The organism is Arthrobacter sp. 01T419 (assembly GCF_056398865.1).
Map to the genome: position 1 here is coordinate 197,197 of NZ_JBFTQF010000003.1, position 13,622 is coordinate 210,818.

16 protein-coding genes are annotated in these 13,622 nt (G+C 63.9%); 8 read left to right on the forward strand and 8 right to left on the reverse strand.

All coding sequences use genetic code 11. The features are described 5' to 3' along the window. Window positions 1–46: 46 nt before the first annotated feature. Together AC1DLO_RS06905 and AC1DLO_RS06910 are read left to right on the forward strand one after the other, a co-directional pair. The gene (locus AC1DLO_RS06905; RefSeq protein WP_476888928.1) at window positions 47–1,462 is read left to right on the forward strand and encodes an NAD(P)/FAD-dependent oxidoreductase; all 1,416 of its coding nucleotides are present in this window, start codon (window positions 47–49) and stop codon (window positions 1,460–1,462) included. A gap of 35 nt (window positions 1,463–1,497) precedes the next feature. Further along, window positions 1,498–1,842, forward strand: coding sequence for a cupin domain-containing protein (locus AC1DLO_RS06910; RefSeq protein WP_476888929.1), 345 nt, complete (start codon window positions 1,498–1,500; stop codon window positions 1,840–1,842). Here AC1DLO_RS06910 and AC1DLO_RS06915 read toward each other — a convergent pair. Continuing rightward, window positions 1,827–2,822 (reverse strand): acyl-CoA thioesterase, encoded by a 996-nt coding sequence (locus AC1DLO_RS06915; RefSeq protein WP_476888930.1) that lies wholly within the window; start codon window positions 2,820–2,822, stop codon window positions 1,827–1,829. The two genes, AC1DLO_RS06910 and AC1DLO_RS06915, sit on opposite strands and share 16 nt — an antisense overlap. Before the next feature lie 162 nt (window positions 2,823–2,984). Next, complete coding sequence (locus AC1DLO_RS06920; RefSeq protein WP_476888931.1) at window positions 2,985–3,419, reverse strand: DoxX family protein; 435 nt, start codon at window positions 3,417–3,419, stop codon at window positions 2,985–2,987. Between the two features lie 249 nt (window positions 3,420–3,668). Here AC1DLO_RS06920 and AC1DLO_RS06925 point away from each other — a divergent pair, with 249 nt between their 5' ends. The 3 genes from AC1DLO_RS06925 to AC1DLO_RS06935 all read left to right on the forward strand — a co-directional run bounded on the left by AC1DLO_RS06925 (window position 3,669) and on the right by AC1DLO_RS06935 (window position 6,008). Then, a complete protein-coding gene (locus tag AC1DLO_RS06925) occupies window positions 3,669–5,012 on the forward strand; it encodes an MATE family efflux transporter (RefSeq protein ID WP_476914437.1) in 1,344 nt (447 codons plus the stop codon). Window positions 5,013–5,021: 9 nt separating this feature from the next. Then, window positions 5,022–5,576, forward strand: a complete 555-nt coding sequence (locus AC1DLO_RS06930; RefSeq protein ID WP_476888933.1) for a hypothetical protein — start codon at window positions 5,022–5,024, stop codon at window positions 5,574–5,576. A 72-nt stretch (window positions 5,577–5,648) separates the two neighbouring features. After that, window positions 5,649–6,008 (forward strand): hypothetical protein, encoded by a 360-nt coding sequence (locus AC1DLO_RS06935; RefSeq protein WP_476888934.1) that lies wholly within the window; start codon window positions 5,649–5,651, stop codon window positions 6,006–6,008. Window positions 6,009–6,138: 130 nt separating this feature from the next. Here AC1DLO_RS06935 and AC1DLO_RS06940 read toward each other — a convergent pair whose 3' ends face one another. After that, complete coding sequence (locus AC1DLO_RS06940; protein WP_476888935.1) at window positions 6,139–6,687, reverse strand: CGNR zinc finger domain-containing protein; 549 nt, start codon at window positions 6,685–6,687, stop codon at window positions 6,139–6,141. A gap of 109 nt (window positions 6,688–6,796) precedes the next feature. On the opposite strand from AC1DLO_RS06940, the gene AC1DLO_RS06945 reads away from it, so the two are divergent. Then, a complete protein-coding gene (locus AC1DLO_RS06945) occupies window positions 6,797–7,789 on the forward strand; it encodes an EamA family transporter (protein ID WP_476889078.1) in 993 nt (330 codons plus the stop codon). 120 nt (window positions 7,790–7,909) lie between these two features. Here the strand turns inward: AC1DLO_RS06945 and AC1DLO_RS06950 are convergent, their stop codons facing one another. Next, the gene (locus AC1DLO_RS06950) at window positions 7,910–8,173 is read right to left on the reverse strand and encodes a WXG100 family type VII secretion target (RefSeq protein WP_184739975.1); all 264 of its coding nucleotides are present in this window, start codon (window positions 8,171–8,173) and stop codon (window positions 7,910–7,912) included. Window positions 8,174–8,427: 254 nt separating this feature from the next. Here AC1DLO_RS06950 and AC1DLO_RS06955 point away from each other — a divergent pair, with 254 nt between their 5' ends. Further along, window positions 8,428–8,700, forward strand: coding sequence for a DUF2277 domain-containing protein (locus AC1DLO_RS06955; protein WP_184739977.1), 273 nt, complete (start codon window positions 8,428–8,430; stop codon window positions 8,698–8,700). Window positions 8,701–8,828: 128 nt separating this feature from the next. Here AC1DLO_RS06955 and AC1DLO_RS06960 read toward each other — a convergent pair whose 3' ends face one another. The 4 genes from AC1DLO_RS06960 to AC1DLO_RS06975 form a co-directional block, all read right to left on the reverse strand. Further along, window positions 8,829–11,267, reverse strand: coding sequence for a heavy metal translocating P-type ATPase (locus AC1DLO_RS06960; RefSeq protein WP_476888936.1), 2,439 nt, complete (start codon window positions 11,265–11,267; stop codon window positions 8,829–8,831). A gap of 8 nt (window positions 11,268–11,275) precedes the next feature. Next, the gene (locus AC1DLO_RS06965; protein WP_260404984.1) at window positions 11,276–11,515 is read right to left on the reverse strand and encodes a heavy-metal-associated domain-containing protein; all 240 of its coding nucleotides are present in this window, start codon (window positions 11,513–11,515) and stop codon (window positions 11,276–11,278) included. 49 nt (window positions 11,516–11,564) lie between these two features. After that, a complete protein-coding gene (locus AC1DLO_RS06970; protein ID WP_184739983.1) occupies window positions 11,565–11,921 on the reverse strand; it encodes a metal-sensitive transcriptional regulator in 357 nt (118 codons plus the stop codon). A gap of 75 nt (window positions 11,922–11,996) precedes the next feature. Further along, entirely contained in the window at window positions 11,997–12,815 is an 819-nt protein-coding gene (locus AC1DLO_RS06975; RefSeq protein WP_476888937.1) for an alpha/beta fold hydrolase, read from the reverse strand. Window positions 12,816–13,022: 207 nt separating this feature from the next. Here AC1DLO_RS06975 and AC1DLO_RS06980 point away from each other — a divergent pair, with 207 nt between their 5' ends. Then, window positions 13,023–13,472, forward strand: a complete 450-nt coding sequence (locus AC1DLO_RS06980) for a rhodanese-like domain-containing protein (RefSeq protein ID WP_476888938.1) — start codon at window positions 13,023–13,025, stop codon at window positions 13,470–13,472. Window positions 13,473–13,622: the final 150 nt, after the last annotated feature.

A 13,622-nucleotide genomic window follows, 5' to 3' on the forward strand; every position in this document is an offset into this window, starting at 1 on the left:
AAGGGCCCCACAAATACTCGGGCACCCACGATGAGGAGATATTCCAGTGCATTCGACCGTTTTTGAACGGATCCGTCCCGGCTCGGCCATCGTCGAGCAGTCGTTGGCGGATACCGTGCACCGCCCATTCTGGATCGACGATCTGGGCAAAGATGAGGTCCGCTACCCCCAGCTTGACGCTGAGCTTCGGGCCGATCTGGTGGTAGTGGGCGCGGGGTACACCGGACTTTGGACTGCCCTTCGGGCCAAGGAACGCGATCCCGAACTCGACGTGATCGTGATCGAGGCACAACGCGTCGGGTGGGCCGCGTCAGGCCGCAATGGCGGGTTCTGTGTTGCGAGCCTGACGCACGGCTATGAGAACGGCAAGAACCGCTGGCCCCAGGAATTGGAGCAGCTTGAGCGTCTGGGAAGGGAAAACCTGGACGGGATCGAGGAGACCGTTGAGCGCTATCAAATTGATTGCGATTTCGAGCGGACGGGCGAGCTCAGCGTGGCTGTGGAACCACACCAGGTTGAATGGCTCAAGGGGGAAGACGGGGACGGGATTTTCCTCGACGCGCATGCGATGCGCGCATCCGTGAATTCCCCCACCTACCTCGCGGGCCGTTGGCACAAGGACGCGGCCGCCATGATCCATCCCGCCAAGCTCGCCGCGGGCCTGGCGCAGGTATTGACAGGGCTGGGGGTGCGGATCTTTGAAGAATCCCGGGTGAGTGGGCTGGAAGAGCTACCCGACGGCGTCCGAGTGTCCACAGGAGCCGGTGGCGTGCGCGCCAAGCAAACAGCCCTTGCCACCAACGTCTTTCCGTCGCTCCTGAAGCGGAACAGCCTCATGACCGTTCCGGTCTACGACTACGCACTCATGACGGAACCGCTCACTGACAAACAACTCGCCGCCATTGGCTGGAAGGAACGTCAGGGCATCGGCGACATGGCCAACCAATTCCACTACTACCGCTTGAGCAAGGACAACCGCATCCTCTTCGGCGGCTACGACGCGATCTACTATGCGGGACGTCAAGTGAAGGAAGCATACGAGGACCGAGACGAGACTTTCAGGACGCTGGCCAGCCACTTCTTCACCACTTTCCCGCAGCTGGAGGGCTTGAAGTTTACCCACAAATGGGGAGGCGCGATCGACTCCAGCACGCAGTTCTGTACCTTTTTCGGTACGGCACGAAAAGGACGGGTGGCCTACGCCGCAGGCTTCACAGGCCTGGGTGTAGGCTCCACTCGCTTTGCCGCGGATGTCATGCTCGATCTGCTGGCCGGGCAAGATACGGAGCGGACCCGCCTTGAAATGGTGCGGAAACGCCCGCTGCCCTTCCCGCCTGAGCCTTTCGCTTCGATTGGAATCAACCTCACTCGCTGGTCCATGGACCGGGCCGATCACAATGCGGGCAAACGGAACCTTTTCCTCAAGACGCTCGACGCCGTGGGGCTGGGTTTTGACTCCTAGGCGCCCCCAGATACCAACAGGGAGATTCAACACCAATGACCGACTCATCAGCCGTGTACACCCCGGCACTCCGTGTCGACCTGCAACATGAGCCCCTTCCCGCTGAGAAAATCGTCTGTGGAAATCCCAGCACTGCGATTCACGAGCTCGAGGACCTGGCGGGATGCGGCGTCGGTATATGGGAGATGACGCCAGGCACGGCGACTGACATTGAGACCGAGGAAGCCTTTGTGGTCCTGAGCGGGAAGGCCCGCATTTTGTTCCTCGACCATGGAAGCACTTTGGACATCGCAACTGGCGACGTCGTGCGGCTGCGCGAAGGCCAGCGGACGTCTTGGACCGTCACCAAAACCCTCCGGAAGATCTACTTTGCGGCCTGAACAGCGGCGCCGGGGCCTCCATTAAGCAGATGGTCCGGCATGCGGTTTCCCGGCGCCCCTCCCCGGATCTCCAGGAGCTCGCGGGCGTGGGCATGAAGTCGCCGGTCCTCGTCCGTTTCCGGCACCCATTGCGGGATGGGAACGGACGTGCCGGTCTCATCCCGGGCCACCATGACCGTGAGGCAGTACGTTGTCAGGTTCATCTCGCGGTTCTTCGGGTTTCCAGAGCGCACGTGCACGGCGATGTGCATGCCTTTGTGGCCTGTGTAGACGAGCCGGGCCTCCACCTCCACCACGTCGCCGATCAGGAGCGGGCGGTAGAAGCGCACGCCTCCGGAAAATACGGCCACCGTGTCTTTGCCGCAATAGCGGGAAGCGCAGACGTAGGCGGCCTCGTCAATCCATTTCATGACGATGCCGCCGTGGACCTTCCCTCCCCAGTTCACATCGGTAGGGGCCGCCATGAAGCGGAGGACAACCCGTTCGGACGTACCGGCATCGGTATATTCCTGCGCGTTCATGGCTTCGACAATCTGTTCCCGCACGGCGATCCTCGCGAGGGCGTTGTCCCGTTGCGCAATCTCCTCGGGCGTGGACGGCTCGAACTGGGGGACTGGAACCGGCCTGCCGTCGGGACCGACGGCAACGAAGATCACCAGGCACTGGCTGCGCATCGTCGCGGGCCCGCCCTTGGGATCGCCGGAAGACACAATGGTCCGGATGTGCATTGATGAGCGGCCTGTGTAGACGATGGTGGCTTCCACCTCCACCATGTCTCCGCTGTTCACGGGATCGGCGAAATGGATGTTGCCCACATAGGCCGTGACGCAATAGGACTTCGCCCATCCAACGGCTGCTGCGTAGGCGGCCTTGTCCACCCACTCAAGGACTGTGCCGGCGTCGACGGAGCCGCTGTGTCCGACGTCGGTGGGAGAAGCAAGGAACCGCAGGGTGACGGAGTTGGAGGGGAGCTCGCTCATGACGTGAGTGTATCGACGGCGAGGATGCTGATGCGTTGTATGACGGACTGGCGACGCCCACGCGGATCCGCGATGCGCAAGTCGATCAGTGACGAGCAAACAGGCTGCCGACACCCGGGGATTCGGGAGTCGGCAGCCTGTTTGGGTGTCGCCTGCGCAATCCTAGGCGAGGATGCGCAGCTTGGAACCTTTCCGGCCGAAGACCGCGGCATCGACCGAGATCCGCCCGGCGCCGGTCAGGGCCACGGCGGCCACAGCGGCGGCAAGGGCCAGCACCAATTCGTAGCCGCCCTTCTCAACGAACAGGCCCGCCGGGGCGTGGACCAGGAACAGGGCGCCGAGCATGTCCAGCGCAAGGAGGGCGGCGAAGACGCGTGTCAGCACGCCCGCGATAAGGGCGATGCCGCCGGCCAGTTCGATGGTCGCGACGATCGGGGCCACGACATCGGCCGCCGGGACGCCCATCTTGCCGAAGGCGGCCTGCGTGCCGGCAATGGTGAACTCGTTGAATTTCTGCCAGCCATGCGCGGCGAAGATGAAGCCGACGATGACGCGCAGGACGGTAAGGGCTGTGTTGGTCAGGTTGGACTGGTTCATGTAATTGCACCGTTTTCGGGTAGCGGTTGGCTGTCTCGAAGCTCCTCTGGTCGGTCGCCAATTTGTTGAAGCTTCAACTCAAGCCTTTCGAATTTTTCTTGAAGTGTCAAACAAACGTCATGCGGCCGAGCCGTTTCCTACGCCCCGTTGCCGCTAGCCGGGAGTGATGGTGCGGGAAACGGAAACGGTAAGGGATCCTCAAGCGCCACCTCAACAATCTGCCTGTCGGTGCCCCGCTAGGCTGGGAAAGTGCCCCAAACAGTGATCCGTCCCACCGCGCCCTCCCATGCCCGCGAGATCCTGCGCCTGGCAGTCCCCGCCTTCGGCGCGCTCATTGCCGAACCCCTCTTCCTCTTGGCCGACTCCGCGATCGTCGGGCATCTCGGCGTCCCGCAGCTGGCCGGCGTGGGGCTGGCTTCGACGTTGCTGCACACCGCCGTCGGACTTATGGTCTTTCTGGCATATTCGACGACTCCGGCCGTGGCGCGGGCCATCGGGGACGGAAAGCTCACCAAGGCGCTCGCCGCAGGGCGCGACGGCGTCTGGCTGGCGCTGTTGCTGGGCGCCGTCCTGGCGGTGGCCGGCTTCCTCGCGGCTGAACCGGTGGTCGGTCTGCTTGGAGCCAGTGGCGAGGTCCGGGCTTACGCGGTTGACTACTTGCGCTGGTCCATGCCGGGACTCGTGGCCATGCTCCTCATCTTCGCCGGCACGGGTGTGTTGCGAGGACTGCAGGACACCCGCACCCCCTTGGTAGTGGCGACAGCGGGCTTCGCCCTCAACATCGCCCTCAACGTGGTCCTGGTCTACGGGCTGCACTTGTCCGTGGCAGGGTCGGCTATCGGCACCAGTATTGCGCAATGGGCCATGGCTGCCGTCTATTTGGTGATGGTGGGACGAAATGCCCGGCGCCACGGCGTTTCGCTGCGTCCGGACTGGCGCGGCATCCGCACGATGACCACGGTGGGTTCGTGGCTCATGCTCCGTACCCTCAGCCTGCGCCTGGCAATCCTGGCCACGATCCTGGTGGTCACCTCCCAAGGGCCGGTGAACCTCGCCGCGCACCAACTCGCGATGATCATTTTCTCTTTCCTTGCCTTCGCCCTGGATGCCTTGGCGATTGCCGCGCAGGCCCTCATCGGCAAGGAGCTCGGAGCCTCCCATTCGGCCCGGGCGCGCGAACTCACCCGGACGATGATCCGCTGGGGCGTGGGCTTCGGTGTGGTGACCGGCGCGCTCCTCGCCGTGGCCGCTCCTTGGGCGGGCTTCCTCTTTACTCCCGACGCCGGCGTTCAGTCCGCGCTCACCGCGGCACTGTGGGTGCTCGCCGTCGGGCAGCCCCTTGCCGGTTACGTCTTCGTCCTGGACGGAGTCCTGATCGGCGCCGGCGATGCCCGCTACCTGGCGATTGCCGGCGTCGTGAACCTCGCGGTCTATTTGCCCCTTTTGGCGGCAATCCACCTGACAAGGCCCGACGGCGCGGCGGGGCTCGTGTGGCTGTGGGCGGCGTTTGCGCTGGGCTATATGCTCGCTCGCGGAGTCACGTTGGGGCTGCGGGCCCGCACGGACAAGTGGATGGTCCTCGGTTCGCACTAAACTGGACGGGTGACTCTCCCCGCCTCTTCAGCGACTTCATCCACGCCTACAGCAGCAGGACTCTGGAAGCCCGTCCTTCTCCGTGCCGGTGTTGCGCTGGTGTTCGGAGCTGTGACCGTCTTCTGGGGCTCGCCGTCCGTCCACGTTTTGGCCTGGGCTACCGGGCTCTACCTGCTGGCGACGGCGGGCGCCGCGTTCTTGGCCGCAAGCGTTCCTGCTGCCGCAGCCGTCGTTGTTGCTTTGGGCGGCGTTGGTGCCCTGATCACGCAGTCGGACACCGGGGTGGCGGTTTCCGCGCTCGTGGGACTGCTGGTGCTTGGGGTGTCTGAGCTGGTCCAGGGATTCAGTCAGCGCGGACGCCACGTGCTTGCCCGCGACTGGATGATCTCCGGGGTGGTGGGAATCGGTACAGCAGTGGCGTTGCCGTTCTTCATCAGCCTTGGCGCACACGCGCTCCTCGGTGTTGCCGGCGGTGGGGCCATCATCTCGGGAGTCTTGTGGGTGCTTTCCGGGCTGAGCCTGCGGCACGATGGGCAAACCCCCTCCTCTGAGGCCGTAAACTAGTAATCGTACGTTCTACTCTGCGTAGAACTCTTACGGCGCGCACGGCGCCAGCACCCACGCCACATTGGAGGAATGACCTTGGCTGACCAGAAACCAGGAGAGCCGCGCAAGATGCGGACCTCGGTTAAGGGACCGCTGATGTTCTCCGCGTTCTGGGGCGTCTTGATCTTCTTCGCCGTGCTGATTTTCGCCTCCGGCGGCAGCGCCCGCACTCCGCGCTTTGACCTCGCCTTCACCGGCGCCGGCATCGCGTTCATCGTGAGCCTCGTCATCGCCGCCATGCTCTCCATGAGCCACAAGGAAAACGCCGAGCACCTCGGCAAGGGCTCGGGCGTCAACCTGAGTTCCAAGAAGCCGGGCCACGGCCACGGTTCGCCTTCGTCACCCCCCGCCGGTACCGAGACGGAAAACCCCGACGCCGGTCCTCGCTAGGTTTCCTCCGTTTGCGTCCCGTCACGCGACGCGCCTTTTAGCCGACTATCTACCACGCCAACCCCGGAAACACGCGGCAGGCCGCCGTCGTCCGCTCCGAAAAGTTGCCTGACGTGACGCTTCCCTTGGCTCATTCCGTACCGGACGCTTTCCGGGCCCGGTACGCGGCCACGTGGGTTCGGTTCGCGCAATTTCCGGTGTCGCAATAGAGCTTGGACCGGTTGCGGCTCAAGTCCAAGACGACGGCGTCGCAATCATCGGCGGCGCACACCCGTAGCCGGTCCATTTCCTTGCTGCGGATCACGTCCACGAGTGCCATGGCAGCCTCCGTCCCCATGCGTTCCGCGAGGGGCGCTTCCGGGGTGGTGGCGTGTAGGTGCCAATCCCAGTGGTCGTGCTTGACCAGTTGAGGGAGCGCGCGTGCGTCGATGAGGAGCTGGTTGACGGTCTTTGCGGCCGCATCCTCTTCGGAGCTCCACAAGGAAGCCAGCTGGCTCCGCAGGCGCTTCACGCTGAGTAGCTCGGACTCGGTCCCGGCCCTTGTTCCGGTGAATTCTTCCGCGTCCAGGAAGGCATGAAGCTCGGCGACGCTCGTGAGCGATTCGGTGCCGTTGGCAGCCGTATTGATCAAATTGACCACGGTGCGCAGCGCCACTTCAGTGTCAGGTGCAAAAAGCACTTTGACTCCTTACATCTCTCGGGAGTATTGTCAGCAGCGTAACCCATTTTACTCCTGACAGGAGGCTGCCGTGTCAGCTGCATCAAACCGGGCTGGTGCTGGAGGCTTCATGGCATCGGGCCTGGGGCTCGCGCTCTTTTCCTCAGCGGTCTTCGGCTTGTCCGGCTCATTTGCCAAGTCCCTGCTGGAAACCGGATGGACCCCAGGTGCTGCCGTGGCCATTCGACTGAGCGGCGCTGCACTCATCTTGGTGATCCCGGCCGTCGTCGCCCTCCGGGGCCGCTGGCACCAGCTCAAGGACAACTGGATCACCATTCTCTTGTTCGGTGTGATTGGCGTTGCAGCGTGCCAGCTTTTCTACTTCAACGCGGTGTCCAGACTGTCGGTGGGGGTCGCGCTACTGCTGGAATACCTTGCACCCACCATGATCGTGTTGTGGCTGTGGGCGGCAAGCCGACGGCGTCCCCGGGCGCTTACAGCCATCGGAACACTGCTTTCCCTCGGTGGACTTGTCTTGGTGCTCGACCTCACCGGTTCCGTAAAGGTGGACTTCATTGGCGTCCTGTGGGGTATGGCCGCGGCCGTCTGCCTGGTGATCTACTTCTTCATCACAGCCAAGCAGAACGACACACTTCCGCCCATCGTCCTGGCCTCCGGCGGTCTCATGGCCGGTTCGGTGCTGATCTGGATTGCTGGTGGAACCGGACTGCTATCCATGACTTTCGCTACCGCAGACACCCAACTCGGGCCGTGGACCACCCCATGGTGGGTTTCCATCGCCGGGCTGGTCGTCCTGTCCACCGTGCTGTCCTATGTCACGGGGATCATGGCCGCCCGCAGTCTTGGGTCCAAGGTGGCGTCCTTCGTCTCCCTCACTGAAGTGCTGTTCGCCGTGGTGTGGGCGTGGCTGTTGCTGGCCGAATTGCCGGGGCCCATCCAGCTCTTGGGTGGTGCGCTCATCGTTTGCGGAGTGGTCTTGGTGCGTATCGACGAGCTGCGGGCAGACAAGCGTGATGCCGCGGAGCCCGGCAAACTTGGGGTGGCCCGGGAGCTTGACCATGCGAACGACGTCGAGCCGGTTCCTTCCGAGAGGGTCTCCTAGGCTGATCCCGCCCGGGCTGGTCAGCGGCTGATTGGGGACTGCGCTGCCGGTTTGCCATAGACCGGGTTAACGATGGAGGGTCCGGACGCCATGGCGTCCGGACCCTCTTAGTTCACCGTCTTAGCGGGAAGCCTGCTCCTGCTCGGAAGCGTTCTGGGTAGCCTTCTTGCCTGCTTCCTGAAGTGCCTGGGCCACCTTGTTCAGCGCCGTCATGTGTTGGCCCTGCCACTCGCTGCGGAACTTGTCCGCGTCCGGGCCTTTCCAGTCGGTGCCCGCCAGAACCTTGTTCAGCGTATTGCGCTGGTTCTCGATCTCCGTGGAACCAGCCTGCAGCTTGCTGCCAAGGTTCTTGAGTTGAGCAATATCTGCGCCCCAAATAGCCATGTCATAACTCCTTCAATCACGGATCCGAACGGTTCGGCATCCCCCGCGGCCTCCGGCTCATTCCGAAGATCCATTGACTACAAACTATCCCGGCCCCTGAAAGGGTGTCGATGGGGACGCCTCCCCATGAAGGCCTCCCCATGGGTGATGAGGCTGAGGTGGGTGGAGCTGGGCGGTGGTGAGGCTTCCCAGGGGAGGGCACGATGTCATTTCAGGGGATCCCGGATGAGGGGTCCGAGGCCTAGCATGTTGATATGTGCCGCAACATCCACACCCTTCATAACTTCGAGCCACGAGCCACCTCGGCGGAGGTGGAAGCTGCAGCCCTGCAATACGTGCGCAAGATCAGTGGCAGCACCAAGCCGTCCAAGGCGAACGAGGAGGCCTTCGCCGAGGCCGTCCACGAGATCGCACACATTACCCAGCATCTCCTGGATTCCCTCGTGACCCACGCGCCGGCGCGGAGCCGTGACGAGGAAGCCGCCAAGGCCAGGGCCCGGGCTGCTGTCCGTTTCGGAACGGCCTAGGCCTGAACTGACCCGCAGCTCTTGCCGTTTCCAAGCCGGATAACGACAACAAATGCGAGCCAGTTGGGCGTGCGGCCCTCTGTGAACGATGGCGCCTTTGTAGATGTCCGCGCCTTTGTGAACGACCGCTACTTCGCGAACGACCGGAGCCGTAGCGAGTTCGCGACCACCAGGACCGAGCTTGCGGCCATGGCTGCCCCGGCAATCATCGGGTTCAGCAAACCAAGGGCCGCCACGGGGATGCCGATGGCGTTGTAGAAGAACGCCCAGAACAGGTTCGTCTTGATGGTGGTGAGGGTCTTCCGAGACAGCTCGATGGCTTGAACGAGCTGGCCGAGGTCGCTACCCATCACTGTCAGGTCCGAGGCCTCGATGGCAACATCGGCGCCGGAGCCCATGGCAATGCCGAGGTCGGCTTGCGCGAGGGCCGCTGCGTCGTTGACCCCGTCCCCGGCCATGGCCACAGTGGAGCCCTGAGCCTGTAGCTTCCTGACCGCGTCCACTTTGCCCTCGGGCAGGATGCCCGCGAATACATCTTCCCGGGCGATCCCGACGGCGACAGCCACTTGGGCGGCGACCGCAGCGTTGTCTCCCGTCAGCAGCAGGGGCCGGATTCCGAGTTCCTTGAGCCTTGCTATCGCGGCAGCCGAGCCGGGTTTGATGGTGTCCCTGAGGGTGACGATTCCAGCAGGCTCCCCGTCCAAGGCAACCCAAATGGCGGTGGCGCCATCGGCTTCCTCAGCGGCCAGCGCTTGGCGCTGCGCATCATCGGGGAAGATTCTGTTTTGTTCCAGCCAGCCGGTCCTGCCAGCGACAACAATGCGCTCAGCACCGCTTCCGGTTCCGTTCGTCGGAATTGCCCCGCGAACTCCGCCGCCCGGAGCGGAGCTGAAGTCTTTCACGCTAGGGAGCATGCCGCCGTCGGGCACTGCGGACTTGGCCGCCGCGGCGATGGCGTGCGCAATAGGGTGCTCCGAAGCTGCCTCGACAGCACCTGCCATAGACAGGACGTCGGCAGGGGAGTGGCCGTTCAGCGCTACTGTGTGTCCGACCGCCAGCTTGCCGCTAGTGACGGTACCCGTTTTGTCCAGCAGGATGGCGTCCACAGTGCGGGTATCTTCCAGTACCTGGGGGCCTTTGATGAGGATGCCGAGTTGTGCTCCGCGGCCGGTTCCGGTCAGGAGGCCCACCGGCGTCGCGAGCCCGAGCGCACAGGGGCAGGCAATCACGAGCACCGCGACCGCCGCCGTGAACGAAGCATTGAGGTCTCCGCTCAAGGAGAGCCACAGCACGAAGGTTATGACGGCGATGACCAGCACCACCGGAACGAAGACGGCGCTTATGCGATCGGCGAGCCGTGCAATCGGGGCCTTGCCCGTCTGCGCTTGGCTGACCAACCGCCCCATCTGCGCCAGGGTTGTCTCGGAACCGACTCGTGTGGCGCGGACCAGCAGCCGCCCCGAAGTGTTGATGGTGGCGCCTGTAACCTGGCTGCCCGACGCGACCTCCACCGGCACGGACTCTCCGGTGACCAGCGACGCGTCGACAGCGGACGCACCGCCGGTCACCACGCCGTCGGTGGCGATCTTCTCGCCCGGACGGACAACGAAGACGTCCCCGACGACGAGGTGCTCGGCCGGGATCTTTTGCTCGACGCCGTCTCGCAGCACCGTTGCGTCCTTGGCACCCAGATTCAGGAGGGCCTTGAGAGCATCGCCGGCCTTTGCTTTGGCGTTGGCCTCAAGATAGCGGCCAAGGAGCAGGAAGGTAGTGACCACGGCGGCAACTTCGAAGTACAGCCCACCGCCCATCCCTACGGATTCAATGCCGGGGTGTTCCGTCATCATCGGGTTGGCGAAAAGCTGCCACGCCGAATAGAGGTACGCGGCAAGGACTCCGATGGAGACGAGCGTGTCCATGGTGGAGGCGAAGTGGCGGGCGTTGATGGCCGCGGCGCGGTGGAAGGGCCAGGCAGCCCACGTCACCACCGGAAGGGCCAGCACAGCGGCGACCCAGCCCCACTGGGGGAACTGCAGGGCTGGGATCATCGAGATCGCGAATACCGGGACCGTGAGTACGGCGGCAGCGAACAGTCTTGGGCGCAACTGGCTGGCGGCTGGTCCGTGGTGCATGTGGTCTTCGTGGGTGCGCGCATCGTGGTCGCCATGCGCGCCGCCACCGGCGCCATGGTCACCTGTCCGCTCACTCCGGGACGCATGCTCTGCGTGCTCGGTCGTTCCTCCCTTGGACGCACGCTGCCGCATATCTCCCTGCGCGAGCTCTTGCGCCGGGTCGCCGGTGCTGTGCTCGGAGTGGGTGAGCGTCGATTCGCGGATCCAGGCTTTGTAGCCGGTGGCGTTGACTGTGTCCACGATCTGTTGGTCCGTGACGTTGGCCGGGACTGTTACGTGGGCTGATTCGAGGGGGAGGTTGACGGAGGCTTCCACGCCGTCGAGCTTGCCCAGTTTCCGTTCCACACGTGCCACGCACGATGCGCACGTCATGCCCTCGATGTCGAGTTCGATAATGCGCGTGCCCGCTTGGTGGAGGATGTCCTGATTGCTCACATTGGCCCCTAGGCCTGGTTGGCGACTACCAGGTAGCCAGCTTCGGCGACGGCCTCGCCGATTTCGGACGGTGACAACTCCTGGGTGGAGGTGATGGTGACGGTGGAGACTCCGCCGGAATTCAGATCGATCTCGACACTCTCTACGCCGGCCAAGGACTCGATTTCCTCGCTGACGGCTGAAACGCAGTGCCCGCAGGTCATGCCGGAAACGCTGACGTTCGTCTGGATGGTGGCGGTGTGGCCCATGGCGTACTCCTTGGTGGTGAGTTGGATGGTGTGGTGAGTGCTGGCGGGATTACCGCAGCAGGCGCCCGATGGCATCGGTGGCCTCCTTGACTTTGGCGTCGATCTGTTCCGCGCGCGCTTCCGGATCGGGCTCGGAGGCGGCGCCCACTACACAGTGGCCGATGTGTTCCTCGACGAGTCCGAGGCTGACGGCGTGCAGGGCCTTCGTGGCGGCGGCAACCTGCGTGAGGATGTCGATGCAGTACTTGTCCTCCTCAACCATGCGCGCAATGCCGCGGACCTGGCCCTCGATGCGTTTCAGGCGGCGAAGGTAGGCGTCCTTATTGGCGGAGTAGCCGTGCGGGGCGGCGTGATCCAGCTCCAGCTCGATGCTCAGGGGATTAATACTCAGGTCTGCCTTGCTCATGCACCCAAGGTATACCCCATAGGGGTATGAATACAAGTACCCCCTAGGGGTATTTGTAGGTGGCGTTCGAGAGGCCTAAGTCCAGGAGTTGGGGATGGCGCCAATTCGGTCAATGAAGTCCAGGACGGCAGGGTGAGCTGGATTGATGAGAAGACCGCCGGGTACCAACACGGATTCGGTGAAGGGAAGTGCTCCAGCCAGCCGGGCGGTCACCAGCCGGAGCGTGGCCGGAGAGTCCTCGGCGGAGACGATGAGGGTCCGCCGTCGGATACCAGCGAGCTCGTCTTCGCTAAGCTCAAGGGGATCGCCACTGAGAGCGAGGCCGTGGCCCTGCATTTCGGCCATAACCGCTGAGCTTGTCCCCGCGAACATGGCCTTGAGCTCTCCGGGCAAGGACTCCCAGCCGTCGTTCCCCAAGGCATCTCTCAGAACGATTTCCGCCGCCATGGAGGGATTCGCACTGGTAGCCCCAAGGATCCTCTTCCGCAGCTCACGGGCCCACGAATCGGCGTCGGGATCAATTGTGAACAACGCCGGTTCCAGCAGTACGAGTGCCTTGACCTTGTCTGGGAAGTGGCGTGCGAACTCCAGTGCGATCTGGCCACCCGTGCCACGGCCGACGATTATGGAGGGTCCTGCGTGCAGCGCCGCGAGGAGGGCCGCGGCGTCGTCGACGTGTTGGATCAAGTCAAGGGTGGCGAACGGTTCGGTGGGAGCGCTCCGGTGGAATCCCCGGCGGTCGTAGATGATGCACCGGCCGTGCCGGCTGAGTTCTACGGCGGCCTCCGACCATACGACGGCCGAGCCGGGTGTGCCATGCAAACCCAGGATCGGCACACCGTCGCCGTGTTCCTCGAAGTAGAGATCGACGCCGTTCACCTGCACGCGGGGCATGTTTCCAGCCTAGGACTGGCGGCTGGCCCAGTACAGGCGCGCCGTCGTGGAGGAAGATCCGCGGGAATTACGACGTACGGCCGATCGTAGCCAAGAATGTGGCCTGCGGCGTCATCTTCCCTGATGCGCCTCCCGGATTTGCCAATCGGCCAAGCTAGTATCGCGACGTGCGAACGCCAAATTGGCGGAGCTTGCTGAGGGGTGAGGATGGAAAATCCAATGAACGACGCCGGTGCTTCGGTGGGCGCTACAAGTGCCGCGGGCGCCTACTTTCGCGCGAAGCTGGAGTTCGAGATCGACGTCATGGATGTTGCCGATGCAGCCCCCGGCGGTTTCGTGCTCGTGGACACGCGTAGGCAGGCCTCGTGGGATCACGGCCACATCCCAGGCGCCGTGCATTTGCCGACCGCCGAGATCCCTACCCGCGCTGCCGCCCTGATCCCGGCCGGGAGCTCAGTGGTGGTCTATTCATGGGGTCCGGGCTGCAACGGCAGCACCTTCGCGGCCCTGGCCTTCGCCGAGCTCGGGTACCCCGTCCGCGAAATGATCGGTGGCATTGAGTACTGGGCACGGAACGGGCTCCCGGTGGAGACAGCTGATGGGGTTGTTGTTCGGGATGCTGACCGGCTGGTGACGGCACACCAGCCGGAGGTGTAGCGACGCAGAAGCGGATTAGCGACGCGCAATCAGACGCGCGACACCCGAATTCCGGTGTCGCCAGTCCAATTGCGTGTCGCGAGTCCATCGGCGTATCCGGTGACCATGATGCGGGCACTCGCCCTGCTGCGACGGGAGCTGATTGGCTTC